Source organism: Rhodococcus sp. YL-1 (genome assembly GCF_001942025.1).
In the GTDB taxonomy this organism is placed as follows: domain Bacteria; phylum Actinomycetota; class Actinomycetes; order Mycobacteriales; family Mycobacteriaceae; genus Rhodococcus_F; species Rhodococcus_F qingshengii.
The window spans coordinates 3,592,746-3,610,193 of sequence record NZ_CP017299.1 but is presented as its reverse complement, the minus strand read 5'-3'; the positions used below and the strand labels follow the sequence as shown (position 1 = coordinate 3,610,193).

At 63.0% G+C, this 17,448-nt stretch carries 15 protein-coding genes; 11 read left to right on the top strand and 4 right to left on the bottom strand.

Translation table 11 applies throughout. From position 1 onward, the window contains the following. The first annotated feature begins 81 nt into the window (after positions 1 to 81). From BH682_RS16625 to BH682_RS16615, 3 genes are all read left to right on the top strand, one after another. Entirely contained in the window at positions 82 to 1,023 is a 942-nt protein-coding gene (locus tag BH682_RS16625; RefSeq protein ID WP_063316144.1) for a helix-turn-helix domain-containing protein, read from the top strand. 285 nt (positions 1,024 to 1,308) lie between these two features. Further along, positions 1,309 to 2,724, top strand: coding sequence for a DUF1254 domain-containing protein (locus BH682_RS16620; RefSeq protein ID WP_063316143.1), 1,416 nt, complete (start codon positions 1,309 to 1,311; stop codon positions 2,722 to 2,724). Positions 2,725 to 2,952: 228 nt separating this feature from the next. Beyond that, on the top strand, positions 2,953 to 3,603 hold the full coding sequence (locus tag BH682_RS16615) for an NAD(P)-binding protein (protein ID WP_087503813.1): 651 nt from the start codon (positions 2,953 to 2,955) through the stop codon (positions 3,601 to 3,603). A 364-nt stretch (positions 3,604 to 3,967) separates the two neighbouring features. Here BH682_RS16615 and BH682_RS16610 read toward each other — a convergent pair whose 3' ends face one another. Together BH682_RS16610 and BH682_RS16605 are read right to left on the bottom strand one after the other, a co-directional pair. Then, positions 3,968 to 4,735, bottom strand: a complete 768-nt coding sequence (locus BH682_RS16610; RefSeq protein ID WP_223304503.1) for a sensor domain-containing protein — start codon at positions 4,733 to 4,735, stop codon at positions 3,968 to 3,970. Further along, positions 4,732 to 5,658 carry a hypothetical protein gene (locus tag BH682_RS16605; protein WP_063316140.1) on the bottom strand — a complete coding sequence of 309 codons (927 nt, stop codon included), beginning with the start codon at positions 5,656 to 5,658 and terminating at the stop codon, positions 4,732 to 4,734. The genes BH682_RS16610 and BH682_RS16605 overlap by 4 nt, the downstream gene beginning before the upstream one ends. A 68-nt stretch (positions 5,659 to 5,726) precedes the next feature. On the opposite strand from BH682_RS16605, the gene lspA reads away from it, so the two are divergent. The 5 genes from lspA (at position 5,727) to dnaE (ending at position 12,602) form a co-directional block, all read left to right on the top strand. After that, a complete protein-coding gene (gene lspA / locus BH682_RS16600) occupies positions 5,727 to 6,413 on the top strand; it encodes a signal peptidase II (RefSeq protein ID WP_003941684.1) in 687 nt (228 codons plus the stop codon). Next, the gene (locus BH682_RS16595; RefSeq protein ID WP_007733161.1) at positions 6,410 to 7,336 is read left to right on the top strand and encodes an RluA family pseudouridine synthase; all 927 of its coding nucleotides are present in this window, start codon (positions 6,410 to 6,412) and stop codon (positions 7,334 to 7,336) included. Before lspA ends, BH682_RS16595 begins: the two co-directional genes overlap by 4 nt. Continuing rightward, positions 7,333 to 8,016 carry a hypothetical protein gene (locus BH682_RS16590; protein WP_065352581.1) on the top strand — a complete coding sequence of 228 codons (684 nt, stop codon included), beginning with the start codon at positions 7,333 to 7,335 and terminating at the stop codon, positions 8,014 to 8,016. The genes BH682_RS16595 and BH682_RS16590 overlap by 4 nt, the downstream gene beginning before the upstream one ends. Further along, a complete protein-coding gene (rarD, locus tag BH682_RS16585) occupies positions 8,013 to 8,966 on the top strand; it encodes an EamA family transporter RarD (RefSeq protein ID WP_411561117.1) in 954 nt (317 codons plus the stop codon). Before BH682_RS16590 ends, rarD begins: the two co-directional genes overlap by 4 nt. Before the next feature lie 99 nt (positions 8,967 to 9,065). After that, entirely contained in the window at positions 9,066 to 12,602 is a 3,537-nt protein-coding gene (gene dnaE / locus BH682_RS16580) for a DNA polymerase III subunit alpha (protein ID WP_003941755.1), read from the top strand. 92 nt (positions 12,603 to 12,694) lie between these two features. On the opposite strand, the gene BH682_RS16575 is transcribed toward dnaE, so the two are convergent. Beyond that, complete coding sequence (locus BH682_RS16575) at positions 12,695 to 12,928, bottom strand: hypothetical protein (RefSeq protein WP_003941759.1); 234 nt, start codon at positions 12,926 to 12,928, stop codon at positions 12,695 to 12,697. Positions 12,929 to 13,114: 186 nt separating this feature from the next. Between BH682_RS16575 and BH682_RS16570 the strand changes: the two genes are divergently transcribed. From BH682_RS16570 to ilvA, 3 genes are all read left to right on the top strand, one after another. Continuing rightward, the gene (locus BH682_RS16570; protein ID WP_003941666.1) at positions 13,115 to 13,549 is read left to right on the top strand and encodes a nitroreductase family deazaflavin-dependent oxidoreductase; all 435 of its coding nucleotides are present in this window, start codon (positions 13,115 to 13,117) and stop codon (positions 13,547 to 13,549) included. Positions 13,550 to 13,646: 97 nt separating this feature from the next. Continuing rightward, entirely contained in the window at positions 13,647 to 15,422 is a 1,776-nt protein-coding gene (locus tag BH682_RS16565; protein ID WP_075833420.1) for a pyruvate dehydrogenase, read from the top strand. Positions 15,423 to 15,500: 78 nt separating this feature from the next. Further along, a complete protein-coding gene (gene ilvA / locus BH682_RS16560) occupies positions 15,501 to 16,856 on the top strand; it encodes a threonine ammonia-lyase IlvA (RefSeq protein ID WP_007733150.1) in 1,356 nt (451 codons plus the stop codon). Between the two features lie 13 nt (positions 16,857 to 16,869). On the opposite strand, the gene BH682_RS16555 is transcribed toward ilvA, so the two are convergent. Beyond that, the gene (locus tag BH682_RS16555) at positions 16,870 to 17,391 is read right to left on the bottom strand and encodes a TetR/AcrR family transcriptional regulator (protein ID WP_007733148.1); all 522 of its coding nucleotides are present in this window, start codon (positions 17,389 to 17,391) and stop codon (positions 16,870 to 16,872) included. Between the last annotated feature and the right edge of the window lie 57 nt (positions 17,392 to 17,448).

Here is a 17,448-nt window from a genome sequence, read left to right as displayed (position 1 = left end):
TTGTGTCGCAATTGGTCGAAATATCGACCGATGCGGTAAGGTGATGCGCGTTACTGTAAGTGCCTTGGGAAGGATTGGTCAATGGTTGATTCCGAAGTGGCGGACCGCTCGGCAGGCAGGGAGGTCGTGTCGCCGCCCACTGCGCGCGTAGTGCAGGTTATCGACTTTTTGGTGCGTAACCAGGGGAAGCGCTTCGGTCTTTCAGAGCTTGCGCGCCGATGCGAAATCACCAAACCGACCTGTCTCGGCATCGTGACCGAACTGACCGCGTGCGGATATCTCATTCGTGACACACAGACCAAGTCTTACGGGCTTGGGCCAGCATTGGTCTCGGCCGGGCGGGCGGCCCAGCGCGATTTTGCGCTGGGCTCGATGGTGCGCGACCGTCTCGAGGGCCTGAGTGAGCAGTTCAGCGCTATCTGTATGGCATCGGCCGTGGTTGGCGACAATGTCATGGTTCTCGAGATGGTCGCGCCCCCGGGCGTCGAGCCGCCGGCCAGTGTCGGCGACGTGTATCCGTTCGCGCCGCCGCTGGGGCTCATGTTCATGCTGTGGGAACCGGACGAGGAGCTGGAACGTTGGCTGCGGAGCGAGTCCGCGCTGGCTGTCGGGACAGACTTCGAACACATCCGGCTGATGGCCGCCGAGTGCCGGGCGGAAGGATATCTGGTTGAGAACCTCTCGCCGACCGTTCAGCGGTTGCACCGGCTGATGGCCGGGGTTGCTGCGCACGACGTGCCGCCTGCCGTACTCGAGCTTGTCGGTGACCTGGTGTCGAGTCTGGGCGAGCGGAGATTCCTCGGGGAAGCGGTTCGCGCTTCCGCTGGAAAACACCCAGTCAGCCTGGTAGCGGCCCCGACCTTCGACGCGGACGGTCACCAGTCTCTCGTTTTGACCGTCTACGTCGGCGGCGAGATCAGCAACCTTGAAATCGCCAACCGAGCGTTGGCACTGAAACAGGTGGCCGACGCGGTGACATCCGACGTCGGTGGCCGCAATCCCTTTGCCGGCCGCGGACATTGACCGTTGACTGATCAGGAATTGGCTTGTAACCTCAATCCGTTCCCATATCCGACCGTGCTGGTCGATATTTAGACCGTCAATGGAAGTTGCGGCGCCCGAGTCCGATTGCTCCCGGTCGCCGCACTGCCCGGGTCGTTCAGTTCTGGGACGCAATTTGTGTGAGGCGTATCGACGCTAAGGCTGCGGCCGTGCGAGGAGGCTGTCGCCGACGTCTCTTCGGCGATGTGTGGGGCTTTGCGTCGAGCGAATCTCACTGACACGTAACGACTCCCGAGGAGTTCCTTGATGACCACCATGATCGACCAGTCTTTGAGTGTCGACGATGTCAGCGATCTGATCGCCGATGCCTTCGACTGGGGCATACATCTTGCCGGGTTTTACGAATTGCGGCACGTCTACACGGGTTTGGAGGGGCAGCCGGCATATCGCGGGCTCAATCGTCTCCAGCCGATCCTCGATTTGTTCGACGCCAAGGTTCGCATCGCCACGACAGTAAATGCCTCGACGCTCTATTCCGGTGGGATGTTCGACTTGTCGAACGATCCGGTCGTCATCGAAGCTCCGGGCGTAGCTGACGGTCGGTACTGGAGTATTCAGGCACTTGGCCCGAACATTGACTGGTTCTTCATGGCCGGATCGCAATTCACCGGAAATGGGCCGCAGCGATACGTGATCGTTGGTCCGAGGTGGAGAGGCCTCCTACCGGCCGGGTTCGCTGGCACTGAGGTCGTGCGATCACCGTCCGATGCATTCGTGCTCACTGTTCGCGTGGCAGTGACGAGTCGAACTGAGCAGGACCTGGCCGGTGCACGGGCCGCGGTGACGGGCGTCCGCGCGGCTCCACTTTCGCTGTGGCACGCCGGCGGTGGCCGCGTTCCGGACCTCGTGGATCAGCCAATTGTCAAGTCCGACTACGCCACGTTTCCGCGGATGGACCTGATTGCCGACATCGGAAAGTCGATGACCGCGATCGACTATCTACAGCTCCTGAGTTTGGTAATCAACGATCCTTCCATGACTCGCCGGTCGGATTCGGTAAAGGAGCGGGAAGCCCTCGCGAATCTCGCTCGGCTCGGGTTGCGTCCGGGGACTTGCTTCGACCCCTCGCAGATCACCGATGAACAGCGCGAGGTGATCGATCGCGGATTCGCGCGGGCGCGGACCGATGCCAGGCAGGCATTCGAGAAGACGCAGGTGGATATGAGCGGGTGGAAGTTGCAATCCAGCCTTTTCTACGACGATCTCGACTACCGTGCCAAAGCTGGTGCTAACGACGTGGCGTGGGGCACCCCAGTGCCCTTTCAGTCCCACACAATTGGTTACCTGTTCGACGACGCCGAGGGTTTCCCTCTCGATGGTGCGAACTGCTACACCATTACATTCGACGTGGAGGATTTGCCGCCGGTCACCGAGTTCTGGGAGCTCCCGGTATACGACTCTCAGGGGTACTTTATCGAAAACTCTGAGAACCGTTACAGCGCAACGAGTTACCTCGCGCGAGCCGGAGAATACGCCGTTCGGGACGGGAAGTTGACGTTCTACCTCCAGGCTGAGCGACCCTCTGATTCTGATCTTGCCAGGAATTGGCTTCCTGTCTCCGCGACGGATGGCTTCCAGATTGCGGCTCGCTTCTACGGCCCCCTGGCGCAGCTGATCGACGGCACCTATCCGATGCCCCCGGTGGTGCGCGCGGGGGCATGACCCTCGGGTTCCGGTCCCCGCCTTCGTAGGCGCGAATGGCCACTCTTTCATCGACTGTCTGTGTATGAATTGAGTTGGTGTACAAGTTGAGTCGGATCCATGATGCGAGCCGGACCCAGTGCCGAGGCGGTCCGGCAGTAGTGGAAATCTGCCGGACCGTATCGGTTCCGCGACTGTCGAAGGCAACCTGTGCGAGAAGATCCGCACCTCTGGGTATCACAACGGAAGGTGGAAGATCTCGAATCGTTTCGGGAGAAGTACGCGGCCGAGCGCGACAAACGTCTGCCGAATACCGGGGCCGACACCGTTCAGGCGATTGATTTCGAAGGTACTTTCGCATCGTTCGACAGCGATCCGAATGCGAGCGATTCTCGCACCGCACCGCCGTTGACCGCCGATCTCGACGTGCTCATCGTCGGCGCCGGCTTCGTGGGCATCAGTGCTGGCGTCGAACTGAAGAAAGTCGGTGTCACCAACTTCAAGATTCTTGATGCCGCAACGGACTTCGGCGGCACCTGGTATTGGAATCGGTACCCGGGTGTGCGCTGTGACGTCGAGTCGTACGTCTACCTGCCTTACCTGGAAGAGACCGGTTACATCCCGACTGAGCATATCTACTCGGGCTGCATGATCGGTCCAGGCTGGTTCGCAGGTCGCCGTTGGGTGGCGCCGATGCGACTCAAGGACCTGCGCTTCCCGGCGAGCGGACCGGTCGCGGCCGAGATCGCGGACGGTTCGTACCTTGCGATCTACTGGGTACACGAGCCGGAGACGGAACAGGCCGAGGCATGGGCCCGTACCCAGGTTGGCGAGCTGTACGCCGCCGGCCGCGGATTCGCCGAGCGTGAGCACGTGTGCATAATGACGCCTGCCGAATGAGGCACCCTGATCTCGATACGCCGGCGCGTGCGGACATCGAGCCGATATTTTGCGGGCCTTAACGGCCAGTCGGTCGACGCGGGCGCGGTGGCCGTCACCAATTGACATTCCCTGCTCGGCGTAGATGTTCGAGACGGTGCTGTTCACTGCGGTCGTAGATGCATTCGCACGCTCGCCAGGGTGCCGGTGAACGGAACGGAATCGAGGGCTGTCGGCGCTCTGCGAACGCCGCCGTCCTTTTGGTGTTCCAAGGCCGAAGACAGCGATCTTCCGAGCGCTGACAGACCACAGAAGCGTCAGCGAGGCAATTCCATTCACAAGAACATAGTCCGGAGGTTCGCGAGAGTGTTTCCGGCCGAACTGTTTAAGGTGACTGGGCGCGCAGGCGATCTGCGGCGGCCGATGCCATCGAGTGGAGAACATCGGGGGCGATCGGACTCGGCGCCGTCGCGGACACCTGAGTCAACGTCGTCCCGACTGCGGCCACGATCGCGTCGGCAACCAAGGTGAAACCGCCACTCTCCGTGATGATTCGGAAAGCGAAAGACGCGTCGCCGACGTTCGGGTCCGACGCTCCGCCGACGCGATAGGTGATTGTCGTTCCGTCGGCATCGGTTCCCGAATACTCCGCACACCCAGCCAGCGTGGTCTGAAGTTTCTCGAAAGCTGCTGCTGCTGCAGTGCCGTCGGCGTACGAAGCAGAGTCTTGATCGATGCTCGTGAAATCGGGGCCGGTGAACATGTCGGAGAGGTCGGCGACCGATCCGGGAGCCTGGGTGGCTATCGGCGCCAGAACCTGGGCGCAGACGGCGGGGTCGGTGCTCGACTTGTCCGCCTCCGAATTTTCCGGCGCAGGTGCGAGGCCGAGGTCGTCGACCGGGTCGGGAACTACGTCGAAGTCGGCAGGTAGCTCGGACAGGGTGAGCGCGGCTCGTTGCAGGCCGTCACGGTCGAGAGGCGCCCCGCTCAGCGGTGCGGCCGGAGCAGCCGTGAACGGCGCCAAGCCGACCTGTGGGGCGGAAACCTGCGTAGTCGTGTCGGCACCAGGCGAGTCGTCCGAGCCGCAACCGGTCACGACGAACAGTGCCGCCGTTGCTGTCAGACCAAGTGCGAGAAGCGACCGGCGTGTCACGATTCCCACCGAATGCTGTTGGAGATGGTCTGCCGGATCACCGAGGAGCTGTCCGGGTCGCCGTATGCCTGGTCGCCGCCGACGGTCATCTGTCCGTCGATCGGCAAGGGGAGTGAGAGGTCGACGGTGAGGTTTCCGGAGCCGGCCATGACGTACTGATCGATGTTCAGCGTTCCGGCGTCACCAGCCAGGTTCCAGACCGGGCTCTGCGGGGTCTGCGATACGTCCACCGCGAGCGAAAGCCGATTGCCCTCGCGCGCGGTGAGCGTGACGGTGGTTGTCTGATCGAGCAGGATTTCGCTGCTGACTTGCTGCCGAACCACCCAACGTGCGCCGACACCGACCGGAGCGTCGGGGAGTGCGACGGTCCGGTAGACCGCTTGGCCCAGCGCTTGTTCGATTGCAGCGCGGGCAGCATTGGCCGAGTTGGCGGAGGGCTTCAACCGTAGGGCGGTGATGGCGCCCGAATCCGTGACCGACAATCCGGCCGCAGACCCGTCGGCCCCGCTCAGCGCAGCCTGCAGCGTTGCATCGGGCGAGGTCATCGACGACAGCGTGAGGTCAACGACTGCGGTGGGATCGTCAGCGGTCACGTTTGCCGAGAGCGGGATCGTGATCTCCGGCGAAGAGAAATCCTGCGCCGGTTGTTGATCGATCTGCTGACTCACGACGGCCTGGGTGACGAGCGTCGCCGTCTGCGTGGTGCCGACAGGCAAGTTCGTACGCAAAACCTCGCGCGGCTCGCTTCCCGCCTCGAGAACTTCGACCGTCGCGGCGGTCACCGGAACAGTCACCTCACTCGGCGAGGAGGTCGGGGTGTTCGGAGGTTGATCCGAACCGCCGCAAGCGGTGAGAACGGTGGTGAGAGCGAGGGCAGCGAGGGCGAACGGAACGCGTCGGCCGGTCGTGGACAGCAGTGGCACGCGCTCCAGGCTAGCCGCAGTTGCAGAGTGCGTGACCCGGTGCGGTGAACATGAGGGATGATGGTTGCGTGAGTACAGACCACCCAGACCGAGATGTCAACGCGGAGGATCAGCCGATTACCGAAATCTCGAAGGCCGACGAGCCCGAAACCGTGAAACCGGAAGCCGTGAAATCGGAAGACGGTGACCTGGCGGTTGCGCCGGTCGAAAAGCCCCGCCGGCTGACCATGCTCATTGCCATCGCCGCTGTCATCCTGCTCTCGGACATTCTCACGAAGGTGTGGGCAGTCGCCGCGGTCAAACCGGGGCAGCCGATCGAAATCATCGGTGACGTGGTCACATTCACGATGGTGCGCAATCCGGGGGCAGCGTTCTCGATGGCGACGTCGATGACGTGGATCCTCACTCTCGTCGCAATCGGTGTGGTCATCGGTGTGATCAAGATCGGTCGCACGCTCCGATCACCGTGGTGGGCGCTCGGTCTCGGCCTCGTTCTCGGCGGCGCGCTGGGTAACCTCGTCGACCGATTCTTCCGCTCTCCCGGAATCATGCGCGGACATGTGGTGGATTTCGTCTCCGTCGGCTGGTGGCCGGTGTTCAACATCGCGGATTCCGCGATCGTCTGTGGCGCGATTCTGCTCGTCGTCCTGACACTGTTCGGCTTCGAACCCAACGGTGAACGCCTGCGTGATCACAAGGCGGACGACAAGAAGCTCACCGAATCGAAGGCTGCAGCCGAGGGAGAAACCAAGTGAGGGAATCCCGTTCGATGCCCGTGCCCGACGGTCTCGATGCCATGCGCGTCGATGCCGGCCTCGCGCGCCTTCTCGGACTCTCGCGCACCGTGGTCGCGACACTCGCGGAAGAAGGCTCGGTACTCGTCGACGGTGTGGCCGTCGGCAAGTCCGATCGTCTGACCGCAGGGTCGTGGCTCGAGGTAGTCCTGCCCGAACCGCCGCGGCCCCTGACCATCGAAGCGACACCGGTCGAGGGAATGGAGATCCTCTACGCCGACGACGACGTCGTGGCAGTCGACAAGCCCGTCGGAGTTGCCGCGCACGCCAGCGTCGGGTGGACGGGACCGACCGTCATCGGCGGACTTGCCGCGGCCGGTTTCCGCATCTCGACGTCCGGTGCCCACGAGCGTCAGGGCATCGTCCACCGCCTGGACGTCGGAACGTCGGGTGTCATGGTGGTTGCCACATCCGAGCGCGCGTACACGTTGCTCAAGCGCGCTTTCAAGCAGCGGACCATCGACAAGCGCTACCATGCTCTCGTGCAGGGACATCCCGACCCGAGCAGCGGAACGATCGACGCGCCCATCGGACGCCATCACGGGAACGACTGGCGATTCACGGTCACGGCCGACGGCAAGCCCAGCGTCACGCACTACGACACCATCGAGGCGTTCCAGGCAGCGAGTCTGCTGGACGTGCACCTCGAAACCGGTCGCACACACCAGATCCGTGTCCACTTTTCGGCGTTGCGCCATCCGTGCTGCGGCGACCTGACTTACGGCGCGGACCCTCGACTTGCCGAAAGGCTCGGCCTCGAGCGCCAGTGGTTGCACGCCGTGTCTCTTGGATTCGCACATCCGGCGGACGGTCGCTGGGTCGAGATCAAGAGCAAGTACCCGAAGGATCTCGAACACGCACTCGAAGTTCTCCGGTCCTCATGACACCGCGCGGGCTTACCCCCGCGCTGGCCGTCGTCGCGGTGGTGGTCGGTGTGGCGGCGGTGGTGGGCGTGGGGTTCGCGAATCCCGTGCCGACCCCGCCGATCCGGACGGACACTCTGGGTCCGGACAGCGGGGAAGCTGTCCCGGACTACCTCGACCGAGCGCGAGATTCTGTTGCGTCGGTCGACGGGCCGGCGTGGGCGTTGGTCTCGTTCACGAAGGCACTCACCGTCGGCGAGGTCATCACGTCGACCAGCAGTGTTCAGGTGCCGGGCGCTGAGGTCTCGGGCGTTCGCGTGTCCAGGGTCATGTTCCGAGTTCCGATCGAACGCGTCCAGACGCCGCTCATGTCGGTGCCCGTGCCCGACAACGACGAAGCAGTGCGCAGATCGCCCGGGGTTGCAGCCACGCGACTGGTCTCGCTCGGCGGCGACACCGATCGTCAGCAACAGGTGGCGCTCGCGTCGGCGAAGCGATTGTCCGCCGGGTGCGCCTGCGCGGTGGGCGTGCTGGTGCGAGCTACTCCCGAAGGACTCGAAGCGATCGAACATGACTCGAACGTCCGTGCAGTGGAAGCGTTGCCGTCCGACGCCTCGCCGTGGCTGGCAGCCGTCCGCCCCTTGCTGCCGGAGTACGTGGACGTCGTTGCTCCCGGCCCCGACGACGGCCCGGTCCCGTGAACTCCGGTTCTGTGAACAAGGACGAACGCGCTAGGTCCGGTTCGTCCTCGGGGATCCTCTACGGTGTGGCTGCGTTCCTGTTGTGGGGAACGTTCCCGGCATTCTTCGGACTACTCGACTTCGCCGATCCGGTCGAGATCCTGGCGCACCGGGTGGTGTGGACCCTTCTGTTGATGCTGATCGTGTTGGCCTTTGCCGGCCGCCTCGGATCGCTTCGCGGAATCAGCGCACGCACCTGGCTGCTGGTGACCGCGGCGTCAGCGGCGATCGCCGTGAACTGGGGGACGTACATCTATGCCGTGGTGTCAGGCCGCGTCGTGGAGGCGGCTCTCGGGTACTTCATCAACCCGCTGGTCACCGTTCTGCTCGGCGTCGTGATCTTCCGCGAACGACTGCGTCCCGCCCAGATTGCCGCGCTCGTTCTCGCTGCCACGGCAGTTGTGGTGATCACGGTCGACTTCGGGAAACCTCCGATCGTCGCTTTGCTGCTCGCCGGCTCGTTTGCCACCTATGGGTTGGTCAAGAAGGTGGTTCCGCTCGATCCTCGAACCAGTTTGACTGCCGAGGGAGTCGTTGCCGCACCGTTCGCGGTCGGCTACCTCGTGTTTCTCGGCCTGACCGGGGCCGGTGCATTCATCAGCAGCGGTACCGGGCACAGCCTGTTGCTGCTTGCCGCCGGCCCGGTCACCGCGCTGCCGCTGCTCCTGTTCGGCGTCGCCGCTCAGAGAGTTCCGTTGGCGACGATGGGCATGCTGCAGTACCTCACCCCGGCGCTCCAGATGGCGTGGGGTGTGGCCGTCATGCACGAGGACATGCCGGCCTCACGCTGGATCGGCTTCGTTCTGATCTGGGCTGCACTGGTGATCTTCACGACAGACACCTTCGTCGCCAGTCGACGTTCGCGGCGTTCGGTGAGGTCGAGCGCCGAACCCGAGGTTCCGGTCACGTGACCGGAGGCGGCGCACGGCGACTCCGCTACGTCGGTCGCCGGTCGTGTCGGCAGCGCGGCATACACTCGATCTCGCTCCCAGACCTTCAGAGAGGCGCACGTGGCTGACTCGTTCGTACATCTTCACAATCACACCGAGTACTCGATGCTCGACGGTGCGGCCAAGGTCGGCGCCATGTTCGAGGAGGCCGCTCGTCTCGAAATGACCGCAGTCGGCATGACCGACCACGGAAACATGTACGGCGCCAGCCAGTTCTACAACGAGGCAAAGAGCGCCGGCATCAAGCCGATCATCGGCATCGAGGCCTACATCGCACCCGAGTCTCGCTTCAACACCAAGCGAGTTCTGTGGGGCGATCGCAGCCAGAAGTCCGACGACGTCTCCGGTAGCGGTGCGTACACCCACATGACGATGGTGGCCGAGAACGCGACCGGACTCCGCAACCTCTTCAAGCTGTCGTCGCTCGCGTCCATCGAGGGCCAGCTCGGTAAATGGCCACGGATGGACGAGGAGCTCATCGCCGCGCACGCCGAGGGCATCATCGCGACCACGGGTTGCCCGTCCGGTGAGATCCAGACGCGCCTTCGTCTCGGCCACGATCGCGAGGCTCTCGAAGCTGCCGCGAAGTGGCAGGAGATCTGGGGGCCGGACAACTTCTTCCTCGAACTGATGGATCACGGTCTCTCGATCGAGCGCCGTGTGCGAGAGGGTCTGCTCGACATCGGCAAGCAACTCGGTATTCCGCCACTTGCCACCAACGACTGCCATTACGTCACCAAGGACGCCGCCGAGAATCACGAGGCGCTGCTCTGCATTCAGACCGGCAAGACGCTCTCCGACCCCACTCGCTTCAAGTTCGACGGCGACGGCTACTACCTCAAGTCCGCTGCCGAGATGCGCGCCATCTGGGACAACGAGGTACCGGGGGCATGCGACAACACCGTTGCCATCGGCGAGCGTGTGCAGTCGTACGAGGACGTCTGGGCATTCCACGACCGCATGCCGATCTTCCCGGTCCCGGAGGGACACACGCAGCAGACCTTCCTGCGCGCCGAGGTGATGCGCGGACTCGATCGCCGCTTCCCGAGCGGACCGCCGCAGGAGTACCTCGCCCGCGCCGACTACGAGATCGGCGTCATCAACGAAATGGGCTTCCCGGCCTACTTCCTCGTGGTCGGCGACCTGATCAACCACGCCAAGGACGTCGGGATCCGTGTCGGGCCCGGCCGTGGATCGGCTGCCGGTTCGTTGGTGGCCTACGCGATGGGTATCACCAACATCGACCCCATCCCGTACGGGTTGCTGTTCGAGCGATTCCTCAACCCCGAGCGTGTGTCCATGCCCGATATCGATATCGACTTCGATGATCGCCGTCGCGGCGAGATGGTTCGCTACGCGACGGACAAGTGGGGCAACGACAAGGTCGCCCAGGTCATCACCTTCGGCACCATCAAGACCAAGGCTGCCATCAAGGACTCGGCTCGCGTCCAGTTCGGCAAGCCGGGCTTCGCCATCGCCGATCAGATCACCAAGGCACTCCCGCCGCCCATCATGGCCAAGGACATCTCTGTCTCCGGTATCACCGATCCGAAGCACGAGCGGTACAAGGAGGCCGTCGAGGTTCGAGCACTCATCGACTCCAGCCCGGACGTCGCGAAGATCTACAAGACCGCGGTGGGTCTGGAAGGGCTGATCCGTAACGCCGGTGTGCACGCCTGCGCGGTCATCATGTCGTCCGAACCGCTCACCGACGCAATCCCGGTCTGGAAGCGCGCCCAGGACGGCGCCATCATCACCGGGTGGGACTACCCCTCGTGTGAAGCCATCGGCCTGCTCAAGATGGACTTCCTCGGTCTGCGAAACCTCACGGTCATCGGCGACACGCTCGAGAACATCAAAGCCAACCGCGGCATCGACCTCGACCTCGACACTTTGCCGATGGACGATGCGGCAACATACGAACTGCTCGCCCGCGGTGACACTCTCGGTGTGTTCCAGCTCGACGGCGGCGGTATGCGCGAGTTGCTGAAATTGATGCAGCCCACCGGATTCGGCGACATCGTCGCCGCCTTGGCGCTGTATCGACCGGGACCGATGGGTGTGGACGCCCACATCTCGTACGCCAAGCGCAAGAACGCCTTGGAAGACGTCAAGCCGATTCACCCCGAACTGGAGGAGCCGCTCGCGGAGATCCTCTCCGAGACCTACGGCCTGATCATCTACCAGGAGCAGATCATGCAACTGGCGCAGAAGGTGGCCGGGTACACCCTGGGTCAGGCCGACTTGCTGCGTCGCGCCATGGGTAAGAAGAAGCTGTCCGAGCTGGAAAAGGCCTACGCCGGCTTCCGGCAGGGCATGTTGGACAACAACTTCAGCGAAGCCGCCATCAAGGCGCTGTGGGACACGGTCCTTCCCTTCGCCGGCTACGCGTTCAACAAGTCGCACTCCGCCGGCTACGGACTCGTGTCGTACTGGACTGCGTACCTCAAGGCGAACTACCCGGCCGAGTACATGGCGGGTCTGCTGACCTCCGTCGGTGACGACAAGGACAAGTCCGCGATCTACCTCGCCGACTGCCGCAAGTTGGGCATCACCGTTCTCCCGCCGGACGTCAACGAGTCACGCGTCGACTTCGCGACCGTCGGCGACGACATCCGTTTCGGTATGGGGTCGGTGCGCAACGTCGGCGCCAACGTCGTCGCCTCGATCATCAAGGCGCGCACCGAGAAGTCGAAGTTCACAGATTTCTCCGACTATCTCGGCAAGATCGACGCGATGGCTTGCAACAAGAAGGTCACCGAATCGCTCATCAAGGCCGGTGCTTTCGACTCGTTGGGTCATCCGCGCAAGGGCCTGATGTTGGTCCATGCCGACGCCATCGATTCCGTGATGAGCACCAAGAAGGCGGAGGCGATCGGACAGTTCGACCTCTTCGGCGGTGCCGAGGCGGACGAGTCGATCACCTCGGTGTTCGACGTCAAGATTCCTGACGAAGAGTGGGATTCCAAGCATCGCCTGGCGCTCGAACGAGAGATGCTGGGGCTGTATGTCTCCGGTCACCCGCTCAACGGCGTCGAGCACATTCTTCGCCAGCAGTCCGACACGTCCATCGCCGCGATTTTGGAAGGCGGCGTCCAGGACGGTGCCCAGGTAACTCTCGGCGGCATCATCGCCTCGGTGGACCGCCGGGTCAACAAGAACGGTCTGACCTGGTGCATCGTGCAGCTCGAAGATCTCGTGGGTGGAATCGAGGTGCTGTTCTTCCCGCAGGCGTACGCCGTGTACGGAATGGACATCGCCGAGGATGCCATCGTGTTGGTCAAGGCTCGCGTTTCGATCCGAGACGATCGGATGTCACTGATCGGCAACGACCTTGCGGTACCTGATATTTCGGCGATCGGGGTTGCGCGTCCGCTGTCGGTCTCGCTGCCGCTTCGGCAATGCACCAAGGACAAGCTCAGTGCTCTCAAGCAGGTGTTGACCAGGCATCCGGGGACGTCCGATGTCCATGTCCGACTGATCGGCGGAACCGAAATCAGCTTGTGGAAGGTCGACGACGTCCTTCGGGTCGAACCGTCCTCGGCACTGATGGGCGACCTGAAGGCATTGCTCGGACCGAGTTGCCTGACGGTCTGACCGCCGAGCGGACCTGAACCGAACGAAGGGACCTTGCTGCTGATGCAGCAAGGTCCCTTCGTGGTTCGCGGGAGTTCGGGGGAGTGCGGTGATCAGGTGGTGCGTGAGTAGTGCACGCGCCGTACCCACCACGTGACTACAGCGGCCGTTGCGGCAGTCAGTACGGCCACCTGCATCGACTGCGTGACGGCACCGGCGACGACGAACAGCACGAACCCGACCACGAGAGCTTCGATCTTGTACAGCGGCCACCGAGTTCCGGCCAGATCGACGCAATAGTCGGGGGAGGGGCGTGATTCGCGAGTGGAGATATCGGCGGTGGTCATCTCGTCCCTTTCCGATACGGCTGTTCGAAGCTGTGGTTTCAGAGTAGCCAGAGATGAGAGTTCGGGCAAGCGAACTTTATTGATCGGCAGCTCACTTAATCGATCAACCAGGGGAGTGCGCGGGCGACAGGCCTGGTCGGCGTGGTTCGGTGGCCAAGGTGCTCGAGTGGGTGTTCACTGGTACACATGCCAATCACAGGTGAGTACGAACCCAGTCCAGCGTCGTGGGCCGCCGATCAGGTCGCACGCATCGAGAACTCCGGTGGCACCGAGGGAAACGACATGAACGGCATGCCCGTCGTCGTTCTCACGACCATCGGGGCAAAGTCCGGCAAGGTCAGGAAGACGCCGCTGATGCGGGTCGAGCACGACGGTTCGTATGCCGTTGTGGCTTCGCTCGGTGGCGCCCCGAAGAATCCGGTCTGGTACTACAACGTCAAAGCCGACCCGCACGTCACGCTGCGTGACGCGACGCAGGTCTTCGACCTGGTTGCTCGGGAAGTCACCGGCGACGAGAAGGCGGTCTGGTGGGAGCGCGCTGTCGCTGCGTACCCCGACTACGCCGATTATCAGACGAAGACCGATCGTGAGATTCCGGTGTTCGTGCTCGAACCCAAGTAACCCCGCATTCCACAAGAAGCGCTTCATCAATCACAAGTAAATCGTCACTCCCGGGGGTCGGCGATCCCGACTCCCGTGAGTGTGTCATGGAGGTCTGATGAGTCCGAAAACCGTTGCAGATCAATTGGTTCAGCAGCTCGTTGACGTGGGTGTCAGTCGGATCTACGGCATTGTCGGTGACAGTCTCAATCCCATCGTCGATGCGGTTCGTCGCACCGGTGGTTCCGAGAAGGGCGGAATCGATTGGATACACGTCCGGCATGAGGAAGCAGCCGCCTTTGCGGCCGCAGCGGATGCCCAGATCACCGGAAAACTCGCAGTGTGTGCCGGATCCTGCGGCCCCGGAAACCTTCACCTGATCAACGGCCTGTACGACGCTCATCGTTCGGGCGCTCCGGTCCTCGCGATCGCCTCGCACATTCCGAGTGCCCAGATCGGTATGGGTTACTTCCAGGAAACGCATCCCGAGCGGATCTTCATCGAATGTTCGAGTTACACCGAACTCGTCAGCACGGCAGTCCAATCACCTCGCGTGGTGCAGTCGGCGATTCAGCATTCGGTGGCTCGAAACGGCGTCTCGGTGATCGTGCTTCCCGGGGACATCGCCGATTGTCCGGCAGAAGGCACCCCGCCGACGCTCGTCGAAACCCGAAGGCCGACAGTCGTTCCGGATGCCGGTGACGTCAAGGCGTTGGCAGATGTGATCAACGGCTCGCGTAAGGTTGCGATCTTCGCCGGCGCGGGCGTGCGAGATGCGCGCGCGGAGGTTCTGGCGTTGGCCGAAACCGTCGGCGCTCCCATCGGGCATTCACTGCGTGGCAAGGAATGGATCCAGTACGACAATCCATACGACGTCGGGATGACCGGATTGCTCGGTTACGGTGCGGCGCACGACGGTATCCACGGCGCCGATCTCCTGCTCCTGATCGGTACGGACTTTCCCTACGATCAGTTCTTGCCCGACGACGTTCGCACTGCTCAGATCGACATCGCGGCCGAGCGGTTGGGGCGTCGAACCAGCCTGGACCTGGCTGTGCACGGCGACGTCGCGAGCACCTTGAGCGCACTGATTCCGCAGCTCGATCGAAAGACCGACCGCGGGTTCCTGGAGGACACGCTCGCCAAGCACAACACTCTGATGACCAAAGTGGTTGGTGCATACACGGATCCGGTCAAGCAGCGCACGCCGATTCACCCCGAGTATGCGGCCTCGATCTTGGACGATCTGGCAGCCGACGACGCAATCTTCACCGCCGACACCGGGATGTGCAACGTGTGGACGGCGCGCTATCTCAATCCGAACGGATCGAGACGCTTCATCTCCTCGGCGCTGCACGGATCGATGTCCAATGCGCTCCCACACGCGATGGGTGCTGCATGGTCGAGTCCGGGGCGTCAGGTCATCTCGGTGTCGGGCGACGGTGGATTGTCGATGCTGCTCGGTGAGTTGGTCACCGTCGCGATGTACAAGTTGCCGGTCAAGATCGTGGTGTTCAACAACTCGACGCTCGGAATGGTCAAGCTCGAGATGCTGGTCGACGGCCTTCCGGATTTCGGGGTCGACGTGCCCGCGGTCGACTACGCGGCGGTTGCTGCTGCGCTCGGTATCTTCTCGCGCCGAATCGAGAATCCTGCGGACATCGAAGCGGGCCTACGCGCCGCGCTCGATCATGACGGTCCGGCCTTGGTGGATCTGGTGACCGATCCGTTGGCATTGTCGTTGCCGCCCACCATCACCGGTGGTCAGATGAAGGGCTTCGCTTTGGCGATGTCGAAGATGGTGATGAACGGCGGCGTCGGCGAGGCAGTACAGATGGCCAAGTCGAATCTGCGGAACGTGCCCCGTCCTTCACAGTTGGATCCGCGCGGCTGACCTACCGCCACCCTGCCTCGCAGACCATGCGGGGCGGGGTGGTGGGAAGGTTGATCTCCGACGTGCGAAAATGGCGGGGTGTCTAACTCGCCCGATGTCGTAGTAACGAAGTCCACCGTCCCCGCGCTCGACGCGCAGGAGATCGACGCGGCCATCGAGCGAATTCAGCACGTCATTGCGGCGACACCCCTGCAGTACAGCGATCGTCTTTCGGCGTTGACCGGGGCACACGTGTATCTCAAGCGTGAGGACCTCCAGGGCGTTCGTTCGTACAAGATTCGTGGCGCTTACAACCTGATCGCTCAGCTCAACGAGGCTGAACGCGGTGCCGGCGTAGTGACTGCCAGTGCCGGTAACCATGCGCAGGGTGTTGCTTTCGCGTGCCGAACGATGCAGATCAAGGGTCGGATCTACGTTCCGGCAAATACCCCCAAGCAGAAGCGTGATCGCATTCGCGCCCACGGCGGAGCGTTTGTCGAACTGTTCATGATCGGTGAGACCTATGACGCCGCCGCTGCTGCGGCCGCCGAGGACGTAGCCGAAACCGGCGCAACCATGGTTCCCCCGTTCGACGACGTGCGCACCGCTGCGGGGCAAGGAACCATCGCAGCGGAGATTCTCACGCAATTGGACGCCCCTCTCGACACGATCGTCGTGCCGGTCGGCGGCGGCGGTTGCATTGCGGGCATCGCCACCTACCTGCACGAACGGTCGCCCAAGACGTCGATCGTCGGGATCGAGCCGTCCGGTGCGGCGTCAATGACGGCCGCTCTTGTTGCCGGGGGCCCGGTGACTCTTCCCGACGTCGATCCATTTGTCGACGGCGCAGCGGTCAAGAGGATCGGCGATGTTCCCTACGAGGTCGTCTCACGTCTGGGTGCCGCCGTGGTGTCGCACGCGTCGTTGCCGCTCGTGGCTCGTCAACTTCAGACACGGTCCGGTTCGGGATCGTTTGTCGTCAATCAGATCGACGAGGGCGCTATCTGCACGGCGATGCTCGAGCTGTATCAGAGCGAGGGCATCATCGCCGAACCCGCGGGAGCGCTTTCCGTTGCGGCACTTCAGAATTTGACGTTCGAGCCGGGTTCGACCGTCGTGTGCCTGATCTCCGGTGGCAACAACGACGTCTCTCGTTACGGCGAAATCCTCGAGCGTTCGCTCGTTCACCTCGGGCTCAAGCACTACTTCCTGGTCGACTTTCCGCAGGAACCGGGAGCGCTCCGTCGCTTTCTCTCGGACGTGCTCGGGCCGGACGACGACATCGCGCTGTTCGAGTACGTCAAGCGAAACAATCGCGAGACGGGTGCCGCGTTGGTGGGTATCGAACTCGGTTCCGCCGACGGGTTGGCGGCGTTACTCGAGCGGATGGAGCGCGCGCCGATGCAGTCCGAGAGGCTCGAGCCGGGAAGCCCGGCGTACCGCTATCTGACGTAAGAGACGCCCCCGGTCAGGGCCGCAGTCGCTCGACCACCTGTCGATGCAATTCGGGATCCGGCTGGGGGAGCCCGAGCATCGCCGCCAAATACAGGCCGTCGCCGACGAGCCGGATGATCTCGGCCTGCACAGGGTCGGCGATCTCGGTCTGAAGGCCCTTGTCCCAGCTCCGCATCACATGTGTGACGGCTTTCTGGATTTCGTCGTGTTGTCCGTCGACTGTTCTCAGTGCCGCGATGATCGACCGGAAGAGTGAGAGTTCTTCGCTTTCGTTCGCATCGGGGATCTGCAGATAGAACTCGGTGACCGTCGTACCGCCTGCTACGGCGTCTTCGAGTTGCTGATCCGAGCGTTCTCCGAGTCTGCGGACCATCGCCGCGAGCAGTGCTTCCTTGCTGGGGAAGTGATAGAGAAGTCCGCCCTTGGAAACCCCGGCTTCGGCGGCAACGCCTTCGAGCGTGACTTGGGCGACGCCGCTGACCAGCAGCAGCTTCTCCAGTGCGTCGAGAATTCGATCGCGAGTGTCGGCAGCCATGTGATCTGACCCTACCCGGAAATAACTTTACCGCTCGGACGGTTCGCTGTTACCGTA

Coding starts and splice junctions, on each gene's coding strand:
- BH682_RS16625 (WP_063316144.1), top strand. CDS start 82: ATGGTTGATTCCGAAGTGGCGGACCGCTCGGCAGGCAGGGAGGTCGTG.
- BH682_RS16620 (WP_063316143.1), top strand. CDS start 1,309: ATGACCACCATGATCGACCAGTCTTTGAGTGTCGACGATGTCAGCGAT.
- BH682_RS16590 (WP_065352581.1), top strand. CDS start 7,333: ATGACACCGCGCGGGCTTACCCCCGCGCTGGCCGTCGTCGCGGTGGTG.
- BH682_RS16575 (WP_003941759.1), bottom strand. CDS start 12,928: ATGACCACCGCCGATATCTCCACTCGCGAATCACGCCCCTCCCCCGAC.
- BH682_RS16570 (WP_003941666.1), top strand. CDS start 13,115: ATGCCAATCACAGGTGAGTACGAACCCAGTCCAGCGTCGTGGGCCGCC.
- BH682_RS16565 (WP_075833420.1), top strand. CDS start 13,647: ATGAGTCCGAAAACCGTTGCAGATCAATTGGTTCAGCAGCTCGTTGAC.
- BH682_RS16555 (WP_007733148.1), bottom strand. CDS start 17,391: ATGGCTGCCGACACTCGCGATCGAATTCTCGACGCACTGGAGAAGCTG.